This is a genomic window from Thalassotalea montiporae (assembly GCF_053485855.1).
Window position 1 is genome coordinate 67,428 of sequence record NZ_JBQRUO010000002.1, and the last position, 22,179, is coordinate 89,606.

The window sequence follows — 22,179 nt, forward strand, 5'->3', positions numbered from 1 at the left end:
AGACGTCGCTATTAATGGAACTATTTATGTCTAAATCGCCCGCGCAATTTGCTCAAGCAGCACAAGAGCTCTGTGTGTTGCCTGATATTTACCTCAAGCTAACGGAAATGCTGGCTAATGATGAATGTAAACTCGATGATATCGCTAATGTTATTAGCCTTGAGCCAGCAATTGCGGCGAGCTTGCTAAAAATAGCTAACAGTGCGATGTTCAACTTCCCTAAGCAAATTGATTCTATCAACAAGGCGTTGATTTTATTAGGGCTTAGCCAAGTGAAAAAGCTGGTCGATGCTTACGGTGTTACCGCTGCGTTTTCGAGTATTAATCCAGAAATAACCGATATGGAGAGATTTTGGGAAATTAGTGTTGAATGTGCGCTTATTTGCCAATACCTTGCCCAGCGAAAAAAAATTCCCAACGCTGAGAACATATTCTTATCTGGGTTATTTCACAATTTGGGGCTGCTGGCGATTGTGCATAACGCGCCCGATGCAGTGCAGTTCTGTGAACGGTATACCTCAAATGAAACACCCTGGCATCGCCAGCAAGAAACCTTTGGTTTTACCTTTGCTGACTGTAGCGCGGCTTTATTAGAGCAGTGGCAACTGCCGTTAACTATTGTCACACCAATTAAAGAGTTTAACCACGCGTTTCAAGAGGAGCTCGATGCGCCAAGTAATTTACTTTATGTCGCCTCTCGCTTGGCAGTCTATAACTCTCATCCAGGTCTTTACTCAAAAAAAACTATCGTGGGCCAACACATACTCGACAGCCTTGGTTTAACAGAAGAGGACATTGACGCGGCAATCGAGCACTGCAATGAGCAAGCGCTAGAGCTATTAGCGGCATTTCCGATTTATTAAACTTTCAAGCTCATTATTGTGTTCACCTAACAGCGGCGGCGCCTGTTGGTATTCATTTGGTGTTGCCGAAAACTTGACTGGGTTTGCAACCATAGGCACCTTACCTGCACCAGCGTGCGGTAGTTCAAATTGCATCTGACGATGTTGCACTTGGGGGTTAGAAAAAACTCTATCCAGTGTGTTAATTGGGCTACAAGGCACTTGTACCTTATTAAAGTCAGCTAGCCACTCATCTAAACAGCGAGTTTGTAGCTGTTCGCCAATCAAAATAATCAACTCGTTTCTATTGCTCACGCGCTGAGCATTTTCGGCAAATCGCATGTCTGTCGCAAGTTCAGGGCAGCCGAGTACGTCGCAACACTTTTTAAACTGCTGGTCATTACCTACCGCGAGGAAAATATGACCATCTTTCACCGCAAATGCCTGATAAGGGACAATGTTAGGGTGCGCAGTCCCCAACGGTTTAGGCGCTTGCCCAGACACTAAGTAATTACTTCCTTGGTTGGCAAGCATTGCTACCATGGTATCGAGCAAAGCAATATCGAGCTGTTGCCCCTCACCCGTTTGCTCTCGGTGGTACAATGCCGCCAAAATAGCGCTTACGGCATACATCCCCGTCATTAAATCGGCGACCGCTACACCGACTCTTTGTGGGCCTGCACCCGGTAAGCCAGCTTGCTCGCCAGTAATACTCATTAAACCACCCATAGCTTGGATCATGGCATCGTAGCCCGCTTGCTGAGCATATGGGCCATCTTGACCAAAGCCAGTGATCGAGCAATAAATTATCTTAGGGTTAATGCTTTTTAGCGACGCGTAATCCAGTTGGTACTTTGCAAGGCCGCCTACTTTGTAATTTTCGACAATAACATCTGCTTGCGTCGCCAGCTCTTGCACTTGTCGCTGGCCAGTTTCAGTCGTGAAATCAATCGTAAAAGATTTCTTTCCGCGATTGGCAGTAAGGTAATAGGCTGAATCTTCTGGGTTTTGGGTATTTTCGCCTGAAATAAATGGAGGCCCCCAACTTCGTGTATCATCACCCGTGATAGGGCGCTCAATTTTCCAGACCTCGGCACCGTAGTCAGCGAGTACTTGCGTGGACCATGGGCCTGCAAGAATGCGGCTTAAATCTAGTACCTTGATACCCTTTAATGGCCCTGCCATGTTTTACTCCCTGCGTAATTAGATGCTGGCAAGATACAAAGCCTGTGCAAAATATGCAATGTTAATCAACAAGGGGGTTAGTTATAAAAAAAGCCGCAAAGCGGCTTTTCAGAAGTGAGGATGAGTCGACGTTACTTAACTACTTTTAAGCTAGGTCGGCCTTTTGCTGGCTTATCTTCACTTGTTTTGTCTGCAGTAGCTTCCTTGCTTTCACTTGTGCTAGCTATTGGTGTTGATTCAACACCAGCTAAAGCAGGTTTTGCCGGAGCCTCATCTTCTTCAGCAACCTCTGGGTGTTCAATTGGCAATGAGGTACCCGCACCATTTTCTTTGGCGTAAATAGCACCAATGGCGCCGTATGGCACTACCAAGTGTTCTAACTTGCCACCAAAACGAGCTGAAAACTCTATGGCCGCTTCACCCATCACAATGCTACCAACAGCAGAAGAAGAGATATTTAAAACGATTTGACCATCATTAACGAACGACATTGGCACCATAACACCATAAACACTCACATCAACCACAATGTAAGGTGTTAAGTCGTTATCAGATATCCAATCGTAAAAAGCCCCAACGATATAAGGCTTATTCGAGGTCATTTCTATCGGAGTAGACATAAACGTGCGAGTTACGCTGGGTTACCGAAACGCAACTCACGCTCTGCTTCAGTTAACGACGCTTGGAATGATTCACGCTCGAATAACTTCAACATATAGTTTTTCAATTCTTGTGAGCCTTGACCAGCAAGCTCAATGCCTAATACTGGTAAACGCCATAATAGCGGTGCTAAGTAACAATCTACTAAGCTGAACTCTTCGCTCATAAAGTAAGGTGCTTCGTTAAGGATAGGCGCTACGCTTAGTAAGCTCTCCTTAAGTTCTTGACGTGCTTTTTCAGCAGCGGTTGCATCACCTTTCATGATGGTTTCTGCAAGGCTATACCAGTCTTGCTCAATGCGGTGCATCATTAGACGGCTACGGCCACGAGATACTGGGTAAACAGGCATTAGCGGCGGATGCGGGAAACGCTCATCTAAATACTCAATAATGATCTTCGCTTCGTATAACGCTAATTCGCGATCAACTAAAGTTGGTACTGTACCGTAAGGATTCAAATCAATTAGGTCTTCTGGCAAGTTAGCTAGGTCAACTAAGTGAATGTCAACACCGACACCTTTCTCAGCCAATACAATGCGTGTTTGGTGACTATACATGTCATCAGCGTGTGAGTATAAGGTCATAACCGAGCGTTTGTTTGCAGCAACAGCCATAGTATCTCCAAAGATATGCGTGATAAGTGCATGACTTACATACACTAAATAAAATAGACGTTACGGAACTCGTAACAAAGTGTTCTATGATACTAAAATTTGATGAAAAATTAAAACTGGTTAGACCAGATAGAACGTATGCGTTTAGATCAAAAAAGGCAGCTTACGCTGCCTTTTTAAACTTGTGGTGCTAGTTCACTAAGAGATTAGTGAACGTCACGCCAGTATTCTTTCTTCAAGAAGTAAGAAAGCACAAATAAAATGAATAGGAAGCCAATAACCCACTTACCTAATTCTTTACGCTCTAATTTATTCGGCTCACCAACATACTCAAGGAAGTTAGTTAAGTCACGAGCAAACTCGTCGTATTCAGCTTCAGTCATGGTGCCGCCAACTGGTGCAGATAACACACCGTGCTCGTCCATCGTGCGAATACCTTGCAGGTTTTGCAATACGTGTGGCATGCCAACGTCTTTAAATACTTTGTTGTTCACGCCAAATGGACGAGACTCATCAACGTAGAAAGAACGTAAGTAAGTGTAGATCCAGTCTGGGCTACGGAAACGAGCTTCAAGTGTTAAATCTGGTGGCGCAGCACCAAACCATGCAGCAGCTTCTTTCGCTGGCATAGTATTAGTGATGTGATCACCAACTTTCTCACCAGTGAACATCCACTCAGCTTTACCTTCTTCGTCACTAATACCTAAATCAGCAAACGTGCGGTTATAACGTTGGTACTGAAGCTGGTGACAACCAAGACAGTAGTTGATGTATGACTTAAAACCACGCTTTAGCGATTCTTTATCTGATAAGTCGTTATTCGCCGCATCCAATGGAATGCTTGGACCCGCTGCGAATGCGAATACCGGCAATACAGCCAATAAAGTAATAAAAAGCTTTCTCATTATTTGGTCACCCTTTCTGGTACTGGCTTAGTGTTTTCATTCTTCGAGTACAACCAAATGGCTAAGAAGAAACCGAAGTAACCAATAGTTGCAATTGAACCTACTAAGTTAGCAGTGTCTGATGCTGGTAATGTACCTAGAATACCTAGGATAACGAAACAGATAGCAAACTGCGTTAAGTTCAGTAAGTGCCACTTGCTACGGTAACGAATTGACTTCACCGTACCACGGTCACACCAAGGTAACGCAAATAGTACACCGATTGCTGCGAACATTAATAAGGTACCCATTAACTTGTCAGGAACAACACGTAAAATCGTGTAGAACGGACCGAAGTACCATACTGGCGCAATGTGCTCAGGTGTTTTAAGGCCATTTGCAGGCGTGAAGTTAGGCGCTTCTAAGAAGTAACCGCCGCCTTCTGGGAAGAAGAACATTACCCAACAGAAGAAAATAAGGAAACCAGCAACACCCATAATATCTTTTACTGTGTAGTATGGGTGGAATGGAATCGCATCAACAATGTCGTACTTATCAGCGTACTGTTTGTGGAACTTGAACTTAGAAAGCTCTTCAGGCTTCATGCTGCCTTTAGGCTTCTTAATGTTCGTACCGTCAGGGTTGTTAGAACCGACTTCATGTAGTGCTAGAATGTGCAAGAACACAAGTACTACAAGTACTAATGGTAATGCAATTACGTGTAGCGCGAAGAAGCGGTTAAGCGTTGCACCAGAGATAACGTAGTCACCTTTGATCCACGTTGCTAAGTCTTCACCAACAACAGGTATTGCACCGAATAAGGAGATAATTACCTGTGCCCCCCAGTAACTCATGTTACCCCAAGGCAGTAAGTAACCCATGAATGCTTCAGCCATTAATACTAAGAAGATTAGCATACCGAAGATCCACAGTAGCTCGCGCGGTTTTTGGTATGAACCGTACATTAGGCCACGGAACATATGTAAGTAAACCACAACGAAGAATGCCGACGCACCGGTTGAGTGCATGTAGCGAAGCAACCAACCGTAATCAACATCACGCATGATGTATTCAATAGAAGCAAACGCACCGTCACCTGATGGCTCGTAGTTCATAGTTAACCAAATACCCGTCAGGATTTGGTTAACCAGTACTAACATGGCTAGTGAGCCAAAGAAGTACCAAAAGTTAAAGTTTTTCGGTGCAGGGTACTGCACAACGTGTTTGTTCATCGCTTCCATTACTGGAAGACGCTGTTCTATCCAAGCCAGAAAATTATTCATTATGCATCTCCTGGGGCAACACCAATGAGTAAGGTGTCTTCGTTAGGGAAAGAATGGTCTGGAACTGATAAATTAAGTGGTGCAGGAACACCTTGGAAAACTCGACCGGCCATATCGAACTTAGAACCGTGACATGGACAGAAGAAACCGTCTTTAACACCAGCTACGTGTTGTTCGAAATCACCTTTGTGATGAGTAGGTGCACAACCTAAGTGAGTACAAACACCTAATGCAACCATAATCTCAGGCTTAATTGAGCGATGTGCATTTTTCACATACTCTGGCTGTTGTGGTTCTTCCGAGTTCGGATCTCGAAGTTGACCATCATGCTTTGGTAATGCCGAAATAATATCGTCAGTACGACGAATTACATATACAGGTTTACCACGCCATTCAGCACGAACTAGTTGACCAGGCTCGATTTTACTCACATTGACTTCAACCGGAGCACCAGCAGCTTTCGCTCTGGCACTAGGGTTCCAAGAACCAATGAAAGGCACAGCCACACCAACAACACCTACACCACCAACAACCGAAGTTGCAGCAGTTAAAAAGCGTCGTCGGCCGTTATTCACGGGCGCATTGCTCATTCAAATTCTCCAATTAATTTACAAACTCAACCACATAGATGATAATGGTTCTTATTCAAGCATTATCAGCCAGTTACTTGAGCTAACTAGCGACAAAAAAATTTTTTCGATCATAAAGAAAACCCCCTATTTTTACAAGGTAATTAACCCTTGTTTACGTGAGTTTATTTAAAATAGTGACAAAATATTTCAAGGCGAAAAACAGATTGGCGAAAGCTTAAACAATTTAAATTTTGGACATAAAAAATCGTTATATAGCCGCTGTTGATATCGAGAACTTGAATGATTATGTTGCGAGAATTGAAGTCTTTGATTTAGGTTAGCTGCTTGGTGCAAACCAACCTTCTTAAGCTCGACTTTGCGCTACTGCTAGAGTGTACCGAACAGCACCTTATCGTAGGAACGACAGGCATAAAAAAACCTGCATATAGCCGGTTTTTGACATCGAAAACGTAAATATTAACGTTTTGAGCATTTAGGACGTTAACTTGAATTAGCTGCTTTGAGTAAACCAGCTTTCTTACGGTCTGCTTTAGGCCATTGCTAAAGTGTAAACGCACAGCCCCTATATTCAGGGAACAACAGATATAAAAAAACCGGCATATAGCCGGTTTTTTGATTTTGAAAACGTAATATTAACGTTTTGAGAATTGAGGACGTTTACGTGCTTTGTGTAAACCAACCTTCTTACGCTCAACTTTACGCGCGTCACGAGTAACGAAACCAGCTTTACGTAGGTCACCACGTAATGCTTCGTCGTACTGCATAAGTGCACGAGTGATACCGTGACGGATAGCACCAGCTTGGCCTGTGCTACCACCACCAGTAACAGTGATGTTTAAGTCGAACTTCTCTAATAACTCAACTAACTCAAGCGGTTGACGAACAACCATACGAGCAGTTTCACGAGCGAAGTATTCAGAAATATCGCGTTTGTTAATGGTAATGGTACCGTTACCTGCTTTCATGAACACACGAGCAGTAGAGCTCTTGCGACGACCAGTACCGTAATATTGATTATCAGCCATGGGTTACAGCTCCAAAACTTGTGGTTGTTGTGCAGCATGCTTGTGCTCAGGACCAGCATACACTTTTAACTTACGGTACATTTGACGACCTAAAGGACCTTTAGGAAGCATACCTTTAACTGCGAATTCGATAGCACGCTCAGGCGCTTTGTCGATAAGCTTTTCGAAGCTAATTTGCTTCAAACCACCAGGGAACTCAGTGTGCGAGTAGTAGATTTTACCTTTCGCTTTGTTACCTGTTACACGTACCTTCTCAGCGTTAACAACAACGATGTAATCGCCTGTGTCTGCGTGAGGAGTGTACTCTGGCTTATGCTTACCGCGTAAACGACGCGCAATTTCAGTAGCGATACGACCAAGAGTTTTGTTCTCAGCGTCCACTACAAACCAGTCGCGCTCAATGCTTTCTGGTTTTGCTACAAAAGTTTTCATTTATAAAAACCCAAATAAAAATGTTACTAAACTTGATAACGCCCTAGCGTTATCGGTTCAAAAGGCTACGCGTTTACCCCTTCGAGTATCGAGCCCGTTGCTTACTCTCGGGAAAGAATAAGCTTTGTAACGTAGGGAGCGCAGGATTATACAGAACTCTTTTTAAAAGATCACGTACAATTTTTAATCTTTTGATAGTGTTAGTCGGCTTTTTCACTTTCCAGCGAGGCTGGATTGTCACCCTCTGTCTGGTTTTTCACTAACTTGTAGCTAATACGCATTCTAAAGGGCTCTTCTGGCGTGGTGAGATAAAAAGGGAAATTGTCGATATTCGGGCTGTTTGGGAAGAATTGTGGCTCTAAGCAAATACCGCCAAAGCTTTCAAACTTACCGCCTAAATATTTGCCTGTATACACTTGTAAACCAGGATAACCACTCGATACATGAAGCTGTAGTTGCTTATCAGGGCTGATCAACACGCCGTGAGATTCATCAGCGGGTCTGCTGACGACAAAATTATGATCCAGATTATCTTTAGGCTGTTGAGGATCAAGCACGCGTGGCTGTCGAAAATCCATATTCGTACCATCAACTGGACATATTTCACCAGTTGGTACATTGGCGTCATCGACTTCGGTAAAATTATCGGCAAATATTTGCAAAATATGCCCTGACGCATTTTCACCAACACCGGCCAAATTAAAGTAAGGATGTGTTGTTGGACCGACCACGGTTGCTTGCTCAGTTATTACTTTCATATCAATATCTAGCGAGCTGTCGTTGTTCAAGTGATAGGTTACCCAAAATACCATTGCGCCAGGATAACCATTATGACCATTTGCCAATTCACATTTTAGTGTCAGCACCTGCGTTTCTTGCGCCACTAACTCCCAACACATGTGACTGATACTCTTGTCACCGCCGTGCAAATGGTTCGAGCCTTCATTGGCTTGTAAAGCAAACTCCTGATCATCAATAGAAAACGCTGCGCCACCAATGCGATTAGCATAAGGACCGACTATCGCACCATGATAAAACGGGTCATCTAAATAATCACTAAGCGTTGAATAACCAAGAATAATATTGCGGTCTTGACCGAATACGTCGGTATGCCATTGCAATAAACGAGCGCCGTAATTAGAAATACAAACTTCATCACCTGCGTCGTTACAAAGTACGAAGGAACGTAACTCCATACATCTACCCTTTCATTTTCGGTGACTATTGCCACACTTTGTTTTCTTCTATATTAGCTGGCTTTTGAAATTAGGTTCAACGAATTAATAAAGATCACGAAGGCAGAATATTTTGAAGGTTATGACAGCAAGTTATGTCATTTGCTTATGACGTAATGTTTAGTCAAAACAACATAAAACAACTCTAGCAAAGAATTTAGTGCAGACAGTAAGCAAGAGTATAAGGAAATAGGCGAGTAGAATTGCCACGCTCACCTTTTAACGAGTTCTTAAATTCAGCTGTAAAGCACACTGTCAAAAGAAATGACACAAATTAAATAAAAATAATTCTCATTTGGGTTTACTTTTGTTTTTTAGCTGTTATGATAGACCACGATTAGAAAATACCAAGAGCAATCTTGGAGCTGAAGCCCAACTGATACCGACAGGCAGTTGTATGATTTGTGAAGCATTAGCCCAGCTTCAATGGCTATCCCCCTAGCCAATACAAATTAATTGCCTTTAGGTATCTTTTTCAGCACGTTTAGCTTATCGGAATATACAGATAAGCAACAGTTTCTATGATGGTAAATATGGATTAACGAATATGAATTGGCGAATACAGGTCGATTCGAGCGTTATACGTTAAGTCATATTTACAAAGAAAAGTTTCCAAGCAAGCTCAGCAGCCGACAGTGTCATGTGTGCCCTCAGATAGCACTGTTGGTTGGCTGAGCACCCTAACTTGATACGTTAGGAATGAAACCAGTTCACTCCCAGTGAAATGTGTAAGTGATACATTTATCACATGTTACTTTGACAGCTTCCTTGACGGGAAAGCCCACTACCTTAAGCCCGCATTATGTGGGCTTCTTTTTATCTATTTTTTCTCTACTGCTTGATAAAAACCTGTACTTCATCAACTTTTGGCGTGCTGTCTTCAGAAAGGTTCACTAAGTAAGAAAAGCCATTATTCTCAAGCGTTAACTGACTTGACGTACGCTGAGTGACAAATCGGTTAGGGATTTCGGTGCGCGGTTGACCTACATACAAACATTGCACACATGGTCTGCGCTGCGACTGATATTTATTACTTTCGAGTGTGTACTTGATCATATTGCCACGGACAAAGTCGACAATCAGCGAGTTGCCATATACCCATACGTCTTTGTTTCTCGCTTTAGGAATAGTAATGGTCGGCAGTCCTAGGGTATCGACAACATCATCTTTAGAAATCTTCCGTTTGCTCTCCAATAAGCCTTCGGTTAAATCAATAAAGGTTGTACTGCTTGCCAAAGCAACAACACCTTGCCAATCAAATTCCTGATACCCTCTAAAGTATATTGAGATACCGCTCAGCTGTTTATCATTTGCTTTTTCCGCCGAGGTGTTACCGTTGAAATATAATCTCGTTAATGTTTTGCGTCCCTGAACACGCAGGGTATTAAAGCGCAATATTGGGGCTTTTAGATACAGCGCCTTACTCACCTGCGATAATGTACTGCCTATTTCCAATTCTTTATCAATGGTAATATCAGCACCGTACAATGCATCGTGCAAAGGAATTCGATTGCTTAAATGGAGCGGTAATAGCCAGTCCGAATGCTCGTAACCAACAAAGGTGTCGCGATCAAATAGGAATAAATGTTTGCGCCCGTAAAGGAATGCGCTTTGCTTGCCAGACACCTTAATAATGGCTGAAGGCTCTCCTAAAAGTGCTGTAACTTGTCGTTTATTCCAGCCCAGCTGAGCACCTAAAATGTCACCATTAACATCTATATTCTCATTTAATTGCGATGCACTTGTAACCACGTTAAAGCTGGCTGTTTGTGCGTTACCCTGCGATTTTGTGTTGGCAGTATTTGCGACTCGCTCAACGTTAGCGCGGTCAGCTATGCTTTGTTCAGTAGTGGGGCTTCTGCGCGGAATTGCGCGTCGCGGCGTTAATCTTTGAGATGTCAGTTGTTTGGGCGTTTTTTGTCGCTTTGTCTGAGTCGCTAAAACAGTATCTGCCGCTTGTTCTGCCACTACTTTTGTTGCCGAATTGAATGTTGGCGCAATTGCTGATTTGGAATCGGTAAATGTAGAATTGTTTAGTGTCGAATCAGTTAGCGCTAATGCAGCTGTAGTGATAGCACCAGACTTAAGCAAAGCAATGTTTGACTCACCTTTGGCATTAAAATTAGTAATCTTTCCACCAGTTGCCTTGGCTAGGGTCTCTTTGTCCTGACACAATACGATAGCTTCTGCCGTCATTCTGTGACGCTTTGCTTTAATTGTTCGATTTTCTTGGGTTCGGATTCTAATTTGCGTTGTTTGATAATCCGTAATTGCGATGGCATCAGCACCTAGTTTTTCAGCGCGCTGTTTCAGCTGTAAAATAGCTTCATCTACCGAATTCTTTGCCAACTTAGATGAAATTTTGGCATTGCGTGGTTTACTTTTTAACTGCTGGTGCTCAGAAGCTGAAATCCCGCTAAAGCCAGAAACCTCACCAAGCACATGATAAGGGCAATTAGGATAATAGTTTAAAACAACAACATTGGCTGGCGCAGAGTAAGTACTTGATTGATTGGTATCAGAAGTGCTACCACAGCCCAATAAGGCCAAAGGGAGTAAGAATACTAAAGCTCGTAACATCACAATAATCCGTTATTTTTGTTATTTTAGTGATTAGCATGCATGTAAGAGTGAGATGATTAACCTCGAGTTAACCCAGCGTAAGTAGGTAACAAGCACGATTTAGTCTAAAAAAGTGCTTAACATGCAACCTACTACGCTAGCGAATTTAACAAATTATTTCAATAGCATTAGCTCGTAATAAGGGTTATTGATTGGAGTTATATTGACAACTTTTGCATCTTTGCGGCAAAAGCTTGGGCAAATCGCGCTGCTGAGTCTTTATCCATATTAAAATACAATGAAGGTTCGATTAACTCAGCTTCCATGAGCGCAAATGAATCACCGCTGCGCACAAAGTCGACGCGCGCGTATAATGGCATATCACTAATTGCAGCAAGTGAGAGGTTTGCTTGACGCACTAATTCTGGCTCAGGTTCAATTGTTGCCAAACGGCCACCGTGCTCTTCTTGGACGCGAAAATCATCCTTTTTAGGTGTTTTTAAAATCGCGTGACTATAGTTGCCATCAAAATAAAACAGTGAAAACTCACCTTCCTCAATAACGCTTGCCATAAACGGCTGAATCATAAAATTACGACTAGCAAAGGCTTCTGTTAATGCCGCTAAGCTGTCTTGATAACTAGCTTTTTTTAGCCAAAAAGTATTATCAGCGTTAGCTGAGATTCGCGGCTTTATGACAATTTGTTCGACACCAAAATGTTCAAAAAATGCCGGAATCTCACTACCATCAAAGTGCTCTCGCCATAACGTTGGCACGATATTGACGTGTTTTGCTTCAAGCTCTTTTAGATAGCGTTTGTCGATATTCCACTTCATCACCGCTAGGCTGTTTTCGAGGTGAGCGGTGGATTGCTCTATCTTCTCAAGTACGGCGATGAATTTGTCAGCATCGTCTTGATAATCCCAAGGGGAACGCACAATCACTGCATGAAAATCATCCCAATCAACTTGTTCATCGCGCCAAGAAACCATTTGCACTTGCCAGCCAAGTTCGGCCAATGGCTCTTCAAGCAGGTGATCATAAGCTTCAAAATCGGCCAAACTGTCCATCGATAAAATTGCACAACGTTTCATTCTTGCTCTCGTTCTTTTTGCTTTTCGGGCTTTATATTGCATTAAAAACTATTGAATACAAACATTGGGCATGATTTTTTTTATCGGTCGTTTTACTATAGGCGGATATCTGTATTTTCAAATGATTTTCAACCTAAGATGCTACAAGTTGACGAGTCGGTTTTAAAAGACATTGGCCGTGGTTTTTCTGTTCCAGCTCAGCCGAGCTTATTGCTCGAGCTGCAAGAAAAAGTCAAACAAGGTGAACCGAACTTAGACGAAATTGCCGAGCTTATTGCTCAAGACATTTCTGTAAGTGCAAAAGTGCTTAAAACCATTAATAGCCCGCTGTACGGTCTATCCCGGAAAATAGCTGACATTCCAAAGTCTGTAAAATATATCGGCCTTAACGGTATTGTTTCGTTAGTCACCAGTGACTTAATTCGAAAAAGTTTTAACCAGCAGGGCTGTAGCATATCGCTTGAAAGCTTTTGGGATAACGCCAGCAATATCGCTAACACTGCGGTATTTATTGGGCAAAAGCTCCGCCGACGAATAGCCAAAGAAAAACTATTCACACTTGGATTGTTTCACGACTGCGGTATTCCAGTGATGGCAATCAAGTATAACAATTATCAGCAGGTGCTCGATTTCGCAGAAAAGAACCCTAGTGAAGTGATCACTAAAATTGAAGAAAAGGCATATCAAGTGAGTCATGCAACGATAGGTTACTACGTCGCAACGTCATGGCGCCTACCACCAGATATTTGTCAGTTAATATTGCGTCACCACGAGAGAGACTTTCTTGCGAAACTCGACGGTAGCGAGACGCAACTTGCGTTTGCGATTTTAAAAATGGCGGAAAATATTGTTCACCAGCACAAATATTTCAGGCCGTCATCAGACTGGCAATACCTGCAAGACAGCATATTCACCGTACTAGACTGCGATGAATATGACTATCAAGATTTATTAGAAGACCTCGACGAAGTACTCACTTCAACTCGTTAATTCTTAACACTTGTTGGCTTACTCTGCGACGTAAATGTAAGTAAGCCAGCGTAACTATCATCAATAAAGCGCCAATAACACCGATAAGTACTCGGTAGTTTTGCAATGTCTGGTTTTGCGCCACTAATTGCTTATGAACACCTTCCGAATTTAACCGGATCACTTCATTATTGAGCTTAGCAACCCCTAACACTTTGGCCGCTTGCTGCTGCCGAATAAGTTTATCGTTAGCTAAATTAAAATAACCTTGCTGTGCCTTATTTAAGGAGCGGTGATCTTGCTGGTATGTGTGCCAATGAATAAGCAACTCATAAAGCCCTAAACGGCTAATTGCTTGTTCACCATCATTAGCAATATATTGCGAAAAGTGTTGTTTTATTGTCTGCTCCATGCATTCGTACTGGGCTAATTGCCAGCACGACAAGCCCTTAAGAATTGCTAATTTCTCATCAAACGAGGGAGAGCGGAAATCAGTTTTCTCAAAGTACTGGCTCTGCACTGTTAATACTTTGCGGTAATCAGCTTGCAGGTAAGCTAAATAGCTTTTTGCATAATGAAACAAGTAGTGTTCGAATTCACTTTGTGAACTCGTTAAGCGCTCTTCATACAATGCCAAACGTTGCTCTGCCAAACTAAGTTCTTTTGCATCCAAGTATGCATCGATGAGATTAAACAGAGTGAGCAAGTAGTCATCCGCAGCCAATTGTTCACTTAATGCCAGTGCCTTTTCTGCTTCTTCAGCAGAAAGCTGGTTTTGCTCTAACATGTAATACACAAATGATAACTGGTTGTGAATCACCAATTGTAAGCTCAAACTATCCATATCAGCAGCGATTTGATTAAGCTCATATAAGCGCTTCAATGCATGTTGAGTATTGTCGTCATAAACATTGCAGAACGAGAAGTAATTCAACTCAGCACGAATAGAAAGCAGCTCGCTATTGCTGTTCATGCCATGCGCCATCGAAAGCTTTGCAGCCGCACAGCTATTGTCATCGGCAATATTATTTAGATTAACACTTTGCAATATATAGGCGTAAGTCAGTTGTTTGCTAGACAAGTCTGCGGGCTTTGATAGCACTGGGCTCAATGCCTCAATGGAGGCTTGATGCTGATCTTGGCAATGTAACAACACCGCATTGATTAAGCCATCAAGCGCTGAATTTTGTTGCGCTATCGGCTGTTTGTATTTAGCCAAGGTATGCTTACAAATGTGGGGGTCTTCTACGTCAAACGAAGCACCAATAGCAGTATTGCACAGCAAGAAAAACGCGGTAAGAACGCGAGAAATATTCATTTAATTAATAACTTAAAATTATTATTGTATGGAAACAGTTAATTCTAGTTCCCAAGCTTCTGAAAATAAGGAACTTTTTTGTTAAAAATATGCAAAGTGCTTTAACAACATAAAGCAAGTGCTAGCTCGCATGTTGGTAGCGAGCTAGCATTCTAAAACGCAATCATTAAGTATATTCAGCTAGGTTAAATGCCCATTAATTTTTAGGCTCAATACGCTTTATACCGCCGCCATCTGTACCCACGTACAAATAGCCATCGTTACCTTGCATAAGGCTGCGCACTCGGCCGATACCTTCAAATACTTTTGATTGACCTTTAACGCTATTTTCCGTCACATCTACCAGCACTAGGTAATGAAATTTCAGCGAGCCCACTAATATTTTACCTTGCCAATGCGGATATTTATCACTGGTAACAAACACCATACCTGACGGTGCAATGGAAGGTGTCCAATGGTGCAAAGGCTGCTCCATGCCACGCTTTTCAGTGAGTTCGGTAAACTTACTGCCACTGTAATTAACCCCATAGCTGATCACTGGCCAGCCATAGTTCTTACCTGCCGCCACTAAGTTAATTTCATCACCACCTTTAGGTCCGTGTTCGTGTAACCAAATTTCACCTGTTTTCGGGTGCTTTGCCATGCCCTGCGGGTTGCGATGACCATATGAATAAGTCGCAGTTTTTGCATTTGCTTGCCCGACAAATGGGTTATCTGTTGGAATGCGGCCATCATCGTGAAGACGATACACTTTACCGCCATCAAGTGATAAATCTTGCGGCTTGCGATCGCGTTCACCACGATCACCTATAGAGAAGTAAACATAGCCTTTATCATCAAAGGCAATTCGACTACCAAAGTGGTGGCGTTTAGTCGTATTATCACTGCCTTTGTAAAGCATATTTTGATGCGTAATAGTAATGTTTTTGGCGTCATATTTAGCGCGCATTAAGGCTGTGTTTGTACCTTCACCTTCCCCTTGAGGGCTCGCAAACGTGATGTAGAGCCAGCCATTCTTTTCGTAATCAGGGTGCAAAGCAATATCCAGCAAGCCACCCTGTCCTTGGGCGACAATCTCAGGTAGCCCGCCCACTTTGTCGGCGAGTAATTTACCATCGCGTATAACTCGTAATTCGCCTTTGCGGTCAGTCACTAGTAAGTCGCCACTTGGCAATTGTGCCATTCCCCAAGGAATCTCAACGCCTTTAGCGTACATCTTGGCTTGGTAATGCTTTTGATCACTATTGTCAGCAATTTGTGGGGTTTCAAAGGCACCACAAACTGCTGATATCGTTATCGCACCAAGGAACAGCGATTGTTTTAAAAGCTTATTCATCATAACTATCTCTTTTTTATTTTATGGGTGCCTCCAAGCCTTACGACAATGGGGCTTGGTTAGCATCACCCAAGTTGGTATTCTTTTTTGTAAATAGTCCTTGAATATCTTCCTTAATTAAATACAAGGCGGGAATTAGGAACAAGGTGATAACTGTCGCGAACATAATGCCAAAACCTAGTGAAATCGCCATTGGGATAATAAACTGCGCCTGCAAGCTACCTTCAAAGTAAAGCGGGAATATACCAAAGAAGGTTGTTAGCGAGGTCAACAGTATTGCCCTAAAGCGCTCCGTACCGGCGTTAATAACAACGTCGATCATGCGTTGGCCAGAGCCTTTAGCACGATTAATAAAGTCGACTAATATCAAGCTGTCGTTAACCACAACCCCTGTCAATGCAATAAACCCGTAAATCGACATCATATTAATGGTTTTACCCAATAAAAAGTGCCCAACAATAGCACCGATAATACCAAACGGGATCACCGACATAATCACCAAGGGTTGCACATAAGACTTAGTTGGAATGGCTATTAAACCATAAATTAAGAACAGCGCGCCTAAGCCGGCAATGCCAAGTTGGCGCAAGAAGTCAGCCTGCTCTTTACTTGCTCCTTCAACACCGTAGCTAACCGATGGGTAATCCGCCAAAATATCTGGAATGATTTCTTCATTCATTTCAGAAAGCACTTTGCGCGATTCAATTTTCTCACTATCGATATCCGCAGACACCGTAATTGAGCGCTTTTGATTCACCCTAGTAATGGTTGAAAACCCTTGCCCTAAGCTAATATCAGCCACTTGATAAAAGGGCACTTGCTCGCCACTGCTGGTACGAATCCACATATCTTCTAGATCCGTTACCGATAATCGATCTTCTTTTGGATAGCGCACCATCACTTTAAGTTCGTCGCGCCCACGTTGAATACGCTGCGCTTCTTCACCATAGAATGCCTGACGCACTTGTTTCGCTAAGTCTGAAAGCGTTAAACCCAGCACTTCCGCTTCCGGCTTAATGCTCAGTTTAATTTCTTGCGAGCCACGACTAAACGAGTTGCGAATATCATAAACGCCATCATAAGCGCCTAGTTTATCCATAATTCGCTCTGCCGCCGCCTCTAGTTCAACATCATTGCGACCCGTTAACTGAAACTCCAACGCGGCACCACCGCCAACGTTAGTACCGGCAAAAAAGCGAATTTCTTTTGCACCAGGGATTTCGCCAATTCTTTCACGCCACAGTTTTTCAATATCATAAGCGTTTAACTCACGTTGTTCAGGCTTGACTAGCTCCAATAAAAAGCTCGCACTGGTATTGCCGTTAGTAAAAACCATGGAATGCTTGATAAACGAAACGCCGTCAATTTTATTCTCTTCGGCAACATCAAACGCCGCTTGCTTGATACGCTCTATCGCTTTGTTGCGCTCACTCACTGCGCTGCCATCGACCAAGGTTAGATTACCTTGAATAAAATCACTCGGTACATTCGGGAAGACTTCAACTTTGACAAAAGCGCCAATAATTAACCCAAGCGCTAACAGTAGCGCTGCAATAAAGGTTGCTATTGTGTTGTAGCGAGCCACTAAAGCTTTTTCTAGTAGAGGTTTGTAGGTGTTATGAATAAAATTGTCTAGGCCTGCTTTGAAGCGCATTTGAAAGCGCTCAAAGGCATTGGGGTTATCTTTTAGCGGCACGTATTTCATGTGCGCTAAATGCGCTGGCAATATCCATTTTGATTCAATTAGCGAGAATATCAGACAAAAAGTGACGACGAGCGCGATAGCACGGAAAAACGCAGCAAATGTCGCATCAATAAATAACAGTGGCGCAAACGCAGCAATTGTTGTTAACACACCAAAGGTGGCAGGCATGGCAACGCGAAGCGTGCCTTTAATCACGTTGTCAGTGGAATGGCCCGAACGCTGAATTTCTGTGTAGGCACTTTCGCCAATCACTATCGCGTCATCAACCACAATCCCGAGCACCATAATAAAGGCGAATAAACTAAGCAGGTTAATTGAGACCGACCACTCGCCCATAATTGGCATTAAAATAAAGGCACCAAAAAAGCTGATGGGAATACCCAGCATTACCCAGAAAGCAACGCGCAGTCTTAAAAATAGTGTTAACACCAAGAACACTAATAACGCCCCCAACATCATATTGGAGATCATCATGTCTAGGCGATCTTTCAGATAAAAAGAGGAATCTCCCCACGCGGTGAGTTTAGCCCCTTGCGGCAGTTGCTCGTTCTTCTTAGCAACATAGGCATGTACTTGTTCGGCGATTTCTAAATCGTTCTGATCACCGGTTGACTGCACCATAATGCTCGACGTGTTCTCGCCGTTAAATCGTGCGAAGTCTTCTCTCTCGACAAAGCCATCAACAATATTAGCAACGTCTGCAAGTACTAAACGGGTGCCATCTGCAGCGGTGCGCAGTACCAAGTCACCGTATTCTTGACCAGTATAGGCTTGTCCTTCAACACGCAAAGAAATATCACCACCAACCGTTTTAATGGTACCGCCCGGTAAATCAATTGATGAGCGTCTAACCGCAGCGCTTACTTCGTCAAAAGTCAGGTCATATTGCTGAAGCTTTTCTTCAGACACTTCAATACTGATTTCATAATCACGACTGCCGACCACTTCTGCACTATTGATACTGGGCAATGCCATTAGTTCATCACGAACATCTTGCGCCATGTTTTGGCGGGCACGCCTGTCCATATTGCCGCTTACCGATAGCCAAATAACTTGGCCTTTAAACTCTTGTCGCGTCACTATCGGCTTTTCTGCTTGTTCAGGGAAAGTGGTAATGGCATCAACTTGCTGTTGTACTTCGTCTAACTTTTCAGCCATTGAGTAACCAGACTGCAACTCAATAACAACGCGGCCAACCCCTTCGCTAGCAGTCGAAACCATGCGTTTGATGCCTTCAATATTCTCAACTGCTTCTTCGACTTTGAGAATAACTGACTGTTCGACCTCTTCCGGCGCTGCTCCTAAGTGCGGCACTACAATTTGAATACTATTGGGGTTAAATTCAGGAAACATTTTTTTGTTTAAGCCCTGAAACGAGATAAACCCAGCAATTAGAATGAACACCATCAACAAGTTGGCAGCGACACTGTTACGGGTAAACCAAGCAATGATCCCTGTAAATTCTTCTTTTACTTGTGTCATACGCCTGTTCCCTCAGCACTTACTTCCGCATTTTCTTGATCACTTTCTTCAGCATTGTTATCGCTAGCAACTTGTTCTTCAGTTTCACTATTTTGCTCAGGCTGCCACTCGCCATTAACGCGCAATGTCATTCCTTCAACAGGGGTTTCTAAGTTGGTCAGCACTAGGCGATTACCTGCTGCTAGCGCTTGCTGAGAATAGACATAATCAAAGTCAGAGCGCAGCACTGGTACTTGTTTGATATGTAGCTTGTTGGCTTCGTCAATCAGGTAAATAGTATTCGCGCCATGCACGGCGGCTCGTGGAATTGCGATGACACCATCAACAGACTTACCAGTGATTTTGGCATTAACGAAGGTGCCGATGCGAATTTCGTTTGTTGAATTAAGGTCAAGCACACCATAAGGATCAACCACTTGGGCAACCACGTAATGAACACGAGATGACGTGTCGACAACCCCTTCATAGCGGGTTAAAAATGACTCCCACGTTTGGCGAGAGTTATCAACCTCTGAGAAAAGTTCCACGGCAGAGCCTTCACTACGCACTTGATTAATTTTCGGTAAATCAAGAAACGGCACATCGCGCAGTTTTACTGGCAAACGCACTTCGGCATAATCAATGGCAAATGTATCGGCTAGTGCAGCACCAATGGTAATGTACTGGCCAACGTCAACACGTTTAGCTTTTAACATCGCGTCGTATGGGGCAACAATGCTAGTACGCGCCAGTTTTCGCTGCGCTTCTCGTAAATCGGCTTGGGCGGCAATTAGATCGGCTTTAGCTTTTTGTAGCTGGGGAATACGCAACGCAAGGATTGGCGCTTGTTCAAGTGTTTTACCGGTTAGTAGCCATTCGTCTTTTGCTTGATCAGAGCGTGCTTGTTCTGAAACCAGCTCAGCTTCTGCCGATTCTAAGCGCGATTGCGCTTGCAGTACTTCCACTTGGTAGGTGTCGTCATCTATTTTAAGCAGCTGTTCACCTTTTCTAAAAAAGCCACCAACGACAAACTTATCAGATACTTGGCTAACCATACCTGACACTTCTGAAATCAATACGGTTTCAGTGCGTGGCATCACAGAGCCGTGACTCGCAATGGTAAATTGAACATCGGTAGGGCTAAGCGCTAGTACATCAACGAGTGGCGCACGAGTTTCAACCGGCTTTTTCGGCGGCTTTGGCGCCATCATACCCACAAGAATCAAGACGATGATGGCAGCAAATATTATCGCAATTGGCGTTAACACATAGCGTAAGGGCACCATACGCTTTTGGCGTTTAGGCGTAGATTGATTAACAGCAGAGTTAGACATTGAGCGACACCATAATTTATTAAAATATTAACTTTCAGTATGTTACAAGCTAGCCAAAGCCCTTACAACAAGTTAATTTTTTGTAAATTTTGCCCATGACAACAAAATTTGACGAAAATCGTCCAAGCCACAGGCACTAACGGTTTCGCTGTCGATATGAAGCTCTTGCACCGCTAACTCTTCGGGTAAATCTTCGGTGCCATTTAAATTAGTGTTGGGCTGAATAAAGGCATCTTGATCAGTTAATGTAACTGAGTACTCGCTGCCCGTTACGGTAATTTCATGCTGGTGTTTACGTTCAATTTTCTCAATGGCAATTAACAACGCCGACAACATTTCGGCATTACCACCGACTTCAGTTTCCAGCCAAGGGCCAATCATTTGTTGTTCAAGTGAAAATAATGCTTTCGCTTGCCCTGAAATAGGGTCATGTCTGAATTCGTATTCCATAAGTAACCTAACACGTTTAAAAACTGGGTAGCTGATACTGCTGTGTCACTGGATATGGCACTACCCGTAATGATGATTAACGCAAGCGCCTAGAGCGCTTGCAAACAATGTGAAAGCGTATGCTTTGAGTGTAGCAAACCCTGACTCAATAACTAACGCCGAACGCTAAAACTACAACTTGTCGCTTCGCTGATTACCTGAAGCTTATTTAACTTCTTGAAATAAAATGATTAAGTAATTTACTGATTGCTCATTGCTTTACTCAGTACTGTATTAAGCAGATTCTGTGCTGCATTTACCGACTAAAAATTCACTAAAGGCGAGTACTTTTTTCGGCGGACGAATAAGCTGTGGTCGCAGTAAGTAAATATCTAAACCAGGACTTGTCGATACTTGTTCGCCCTCGTTATCGTTATCGCTAAATAGGGTCATTAACTGCCCTTGGGCAAGTGCGTGCGCAACTATATAGCTTGGCAGATAAGCTATGCCCAGCCCGCTGATGACTTGCTCACGTATGATTGCTTTGTCGTTGATAACAAAAGTTTTACTCGGCTTTATCTTGTCTTGACCAAATTGCCAGTTTTCATCTTTAGCGCCGAGCAAGCATAAATGCTGTGCTAAATCTGCTGGCGTTAACGGCTTGCCGTGTTTGGAAACATAACTTGGCGAGACACAGCATATATATGAATAACTTAATAATTTTTTAGCGACTAAGTTCTCGGGGGGCATTTTAGTGGCCCTTAGCGCAATGTCAAAGTCATTCGCCATTAAATCGAACTTGGTGTAACTGCAATCCACAGAAAAGGTTATCTTGGGATAGCACTGTTGAAACTCAGCACACCAAGTCGCCAACTTTCCCATCGTAAATTGCTGAGGTGCGGTGATTCTAAGTAAGCCAGTGACCTCATCTTGTTCTGCACGGGTGAACCGATCGATCGCCAACATGCTTTGCCGCATCTCAGTCACCTGTTTGGCAACAGCGATGCCCGCCTCAGTCAAGCGCACGTTTCTTGTCGTCCTCACCAATAATGGTGTTGCTAGCTCGCGCTCAAGTTGCTTAACTTGCGCCGATAAATAACCTTTAGATATCGCCAATTGCTGCGCAGCCTTGGTAAAACTCAACTGGCTAGCGACTTCACCAAATAATAGTAATCGCTCAATTTTTTTATGCTCTTTCATGTTAGTTTGTCAGCACACT

The 22,179-nt window shown here is 43.2% G+C and carries 19 protein-coding genes; 2 read left to right on the plus strand and 17 right to left on the minus strand.

Annotation, left to right across the window (positions count from 1 at the left end; genetic code table 11):
• The first annotated feature begins 26 nt into the window (after positions 1–26).
• The gene (locus ACSLUR_RS06975; RefSeq protein WP_448553094.1) at positions 27–863 is read left to right on the plus strand and encodes an HDOD domain-containing protein; all 837 of its coding nucleotides are present in this window, start codon (positions 27–29) and stop codon (positions 861–863) included.
• Here the strand turns inward: ACSLUR_RS06975 and ACSLUR_RS06980 are convergent.
• The 11 genes from ACSLUR_RS06980 to ACSLUR_RS07030 all read right to left on the minus strand — a co-directional run bounded on the left by ACSLUR_RS06980 (position 840) and on the right by ACSLUR_RS07030 (position 12,408).
• The gene (locus ACSLUR_RS06980) at positions 840–2,027 is read right to left on the minus strand and encodes a CaiB/BaiF CoA transferase family protein (RefSeq protein WP_448553096.1); all 1,188 of its coding nucleotides are present in this window, start codon (positions 2,025–2,027) and stop codon (positions 840–842) included. The genes ACSLUR_RS06975 and ACSLUR_RS06980 overlap by 24 nt on opposite strands.
• 131 nt (positions 2,028–2,158) lie before the next feature.
• Positions 2,159–2,647, minus strand: coding sequence for a ClpXP protease specificity-enhancing factor (locus ACSLUR_RS06985; protein ID WP_448553098.1), 489 nt, complete (start codon positions 2,645–2,647; stop codon positions 2,159–2,161).
• Positions 2,648–2,658: 11 nt separating this feature from the next.
• The gene (sspA, locus tag ACSLUR_RS06990; protein ID WP_116001321.1) at positions 2,659–3,300 is read right to left on the minus strand and encodes a stringent starvation protein SspA; all 642 of its coding nucleotides are present in this window, start codon (positions 3,298–3,300) and stop codon (positions 2,659–2,661) included.
• A gap of 206 nt (positions 3,301–3,506) precedes the next feature.
• Entirely contained in the window at positions 3,507–4,208 is a 702-nt protein-coding gene (locus ACSLUR_RS06995; protein WP_448554340.1) for a cytochrome c1, read from the minus strand.
• A complete protein-coding gene (locus tag ACSLUR_RS07000) occupies positions 4,205–5,467 on the minus strand; it encodes a cytochrome b (protein WP_116001325.1) in 1,263 nt (420 codons plus the stop codon). Before ACSLUR_RS07000 ends, ACSLUR_RS06995 begins: the two co-directional genes overlap by 4 nt.
• Entirely contained in the window at positions 5,467–6,057 is a 591-nt protein-coding gene (gene petA / locus ACSLUR_RS07005; RefSeq protein ID WP_448553101.1) for a ubiquinol-cytochrome c reductase iron-sulfur subunit, read from the minus strand. Before petA ends, ACSLUR_RS07000 begins: the two co-directional genes overlap by 1 nt.
• A gap of 635 nt (positions 6,058–6,692) precedes the next feature.
• The gene (rpsI, locus tag ACSLUR_RS07010; protein WP_116001329.1) at positions 6,693–7,085 is read right to left on the minus strand and encodes a 30S ribosomal protein S9; all 393 of its coding nucleotides are present in this window, start codon (positions 7,083–7,085) and stop codon (positions 6,693–6,695) included.
• A 3-nt stretch (positions 7,086–7,088) separates the two neighbouring features.
• Positions 7,089–7,517: a 50S ribosomal protein L13 gene (gene rplM / locus ACSLUR_RS07015; RefSeq protein WP_116001331.1), complete on the minus strand. Its 429-nt coding sequence runs from the start codon at positions 7,515–7,517 to the stop codon at positions 7,089–7,091.
• A gap of 200 nt (positions 7,518–7,717) precedes the next feature.
• Complete coding sequence (locus ACSLUR_RS07020; RefSeq protein WP_448553103.1) at positions 7,718–8,713, minus strand: aldose epimerase family protein; 996 nt, start codon at positions 8,711–8,713, stop codon at positions 7,718–7,720.
• Between the two features lie 870 nt (positions 8,714–9,583).
• Entirely contained in the window at positions 9,584–11,332 is a 1,749-nt protein-coding gene (locus tag ACSLUR_RS07025; protein WP_448553105.1) for a hypothetical protein, read from the minus strand.
• 200 nt (positions 11,333–11,532) lie between these two features.
• Positions 11,533–12,408, minus strand: a complete 876-nt coding sequence (locus ACSLUR_RS07030) for an ATP-grasp domain-containing protein (RefSeq protein WP_448553107.1) — start codon at positions 12,406–12,408, stop codon at positions 11,533–11,535.
• Between the two features lie 138 nt (positions 12,409–12,546).
• Between ACSLUR_RS07030 and ACSLUR_RS07035 the strand changes: the two genes are divergently transcribed.
• Entirely contained in the window at positions 12,547–13,398 is an 852-nt protein-coding gene (locus ACSLUR_RS07035; protein WP_448553109.1) for an HDOD domain-containing protein, read from the plus strand.
• Here ACSLUR_RS07035 and ACSLUR_RS07040 read toward each other — a convergent pair.
• The 6 genes from ACSLUR_RS07040 to ACSLUR_RS07065 form a co-directional block, all read right to left on the minus strand.
• A complete protein-coding gene (locus ACSLUR_RS07040; RefSeq protein WP_448553111.1) occupies positions 13,382–14,695 on the minus strand; it encodes a hypothetical protein in 1,314 nt (437 codons plus the stop codon). The genes ACSLUR_RS07035 and ACSLUR_RS07040 overlap by 17 nt on opposite strands.
• 196 nt (positions 14,696–14,891) lie before the next feature.
• Complete coding sequence (locus ACSLUR_RS07045; RefSeq protein WP_448553113.1) at positions 14,892–16,034, minus strand: PQQ-dependent sugar dehydrogenase; 1,143 nt, start codon at positions 16,032–16,034, stop codon at positions 14,892–14,894.
• Between the two features lie 37 nt (positions 16,035–16,071).
• A complete protein-coding gene (locus ACSLUR_RS07050; RefSeq protein WP_448553115.1) occupies positions 16,072–19,218 on the minus strand; it encodes an efflux RND transporter permease subunit in 3,147 nt (1,048 codons plus the stop codon).
• Entirely contained in the window at positions 19,215–20,531 is a 1,317-nt protein-coding gene (locus tag ACSLUR_RS07055; RefSeq protein WP_448553117.1) for an efflux RND transporter periplasmic adaptor subunit, read from the minus strand. Before ACSLUR_RS07055 ends, ACSLUR_RS07050 begins: the two co-directional genes overlap by 4 nt.
• Before the next feature lie 72 nt (positions 20,532–20,603).
• Positions 20,604–20,981: a YacL family protein gene (locus tag ACSLUR_RS07060; protein WP_116001347.1), complete on the minus strand. Its 378-nt coding sequence runs from the start codon at positions 20,979–20,981 to the stop codon at positions 20,604–20,606.
• A gap of 273 nt (positions 20,982–21,254) precedes the next feature.
• Positions 21,255–22,160, minus strand: coding sequence for a LysR family transcriptional regulator (locus ACSLUR_RS07065; protein ID WP_448553119.1), 906 nt, complete (start codon positions 22,158–22,160; stop codon positions 21,255–21,257).
• Between the last annotated feature and the right edge of the window lie 19 nt (positions 22,161–22,179).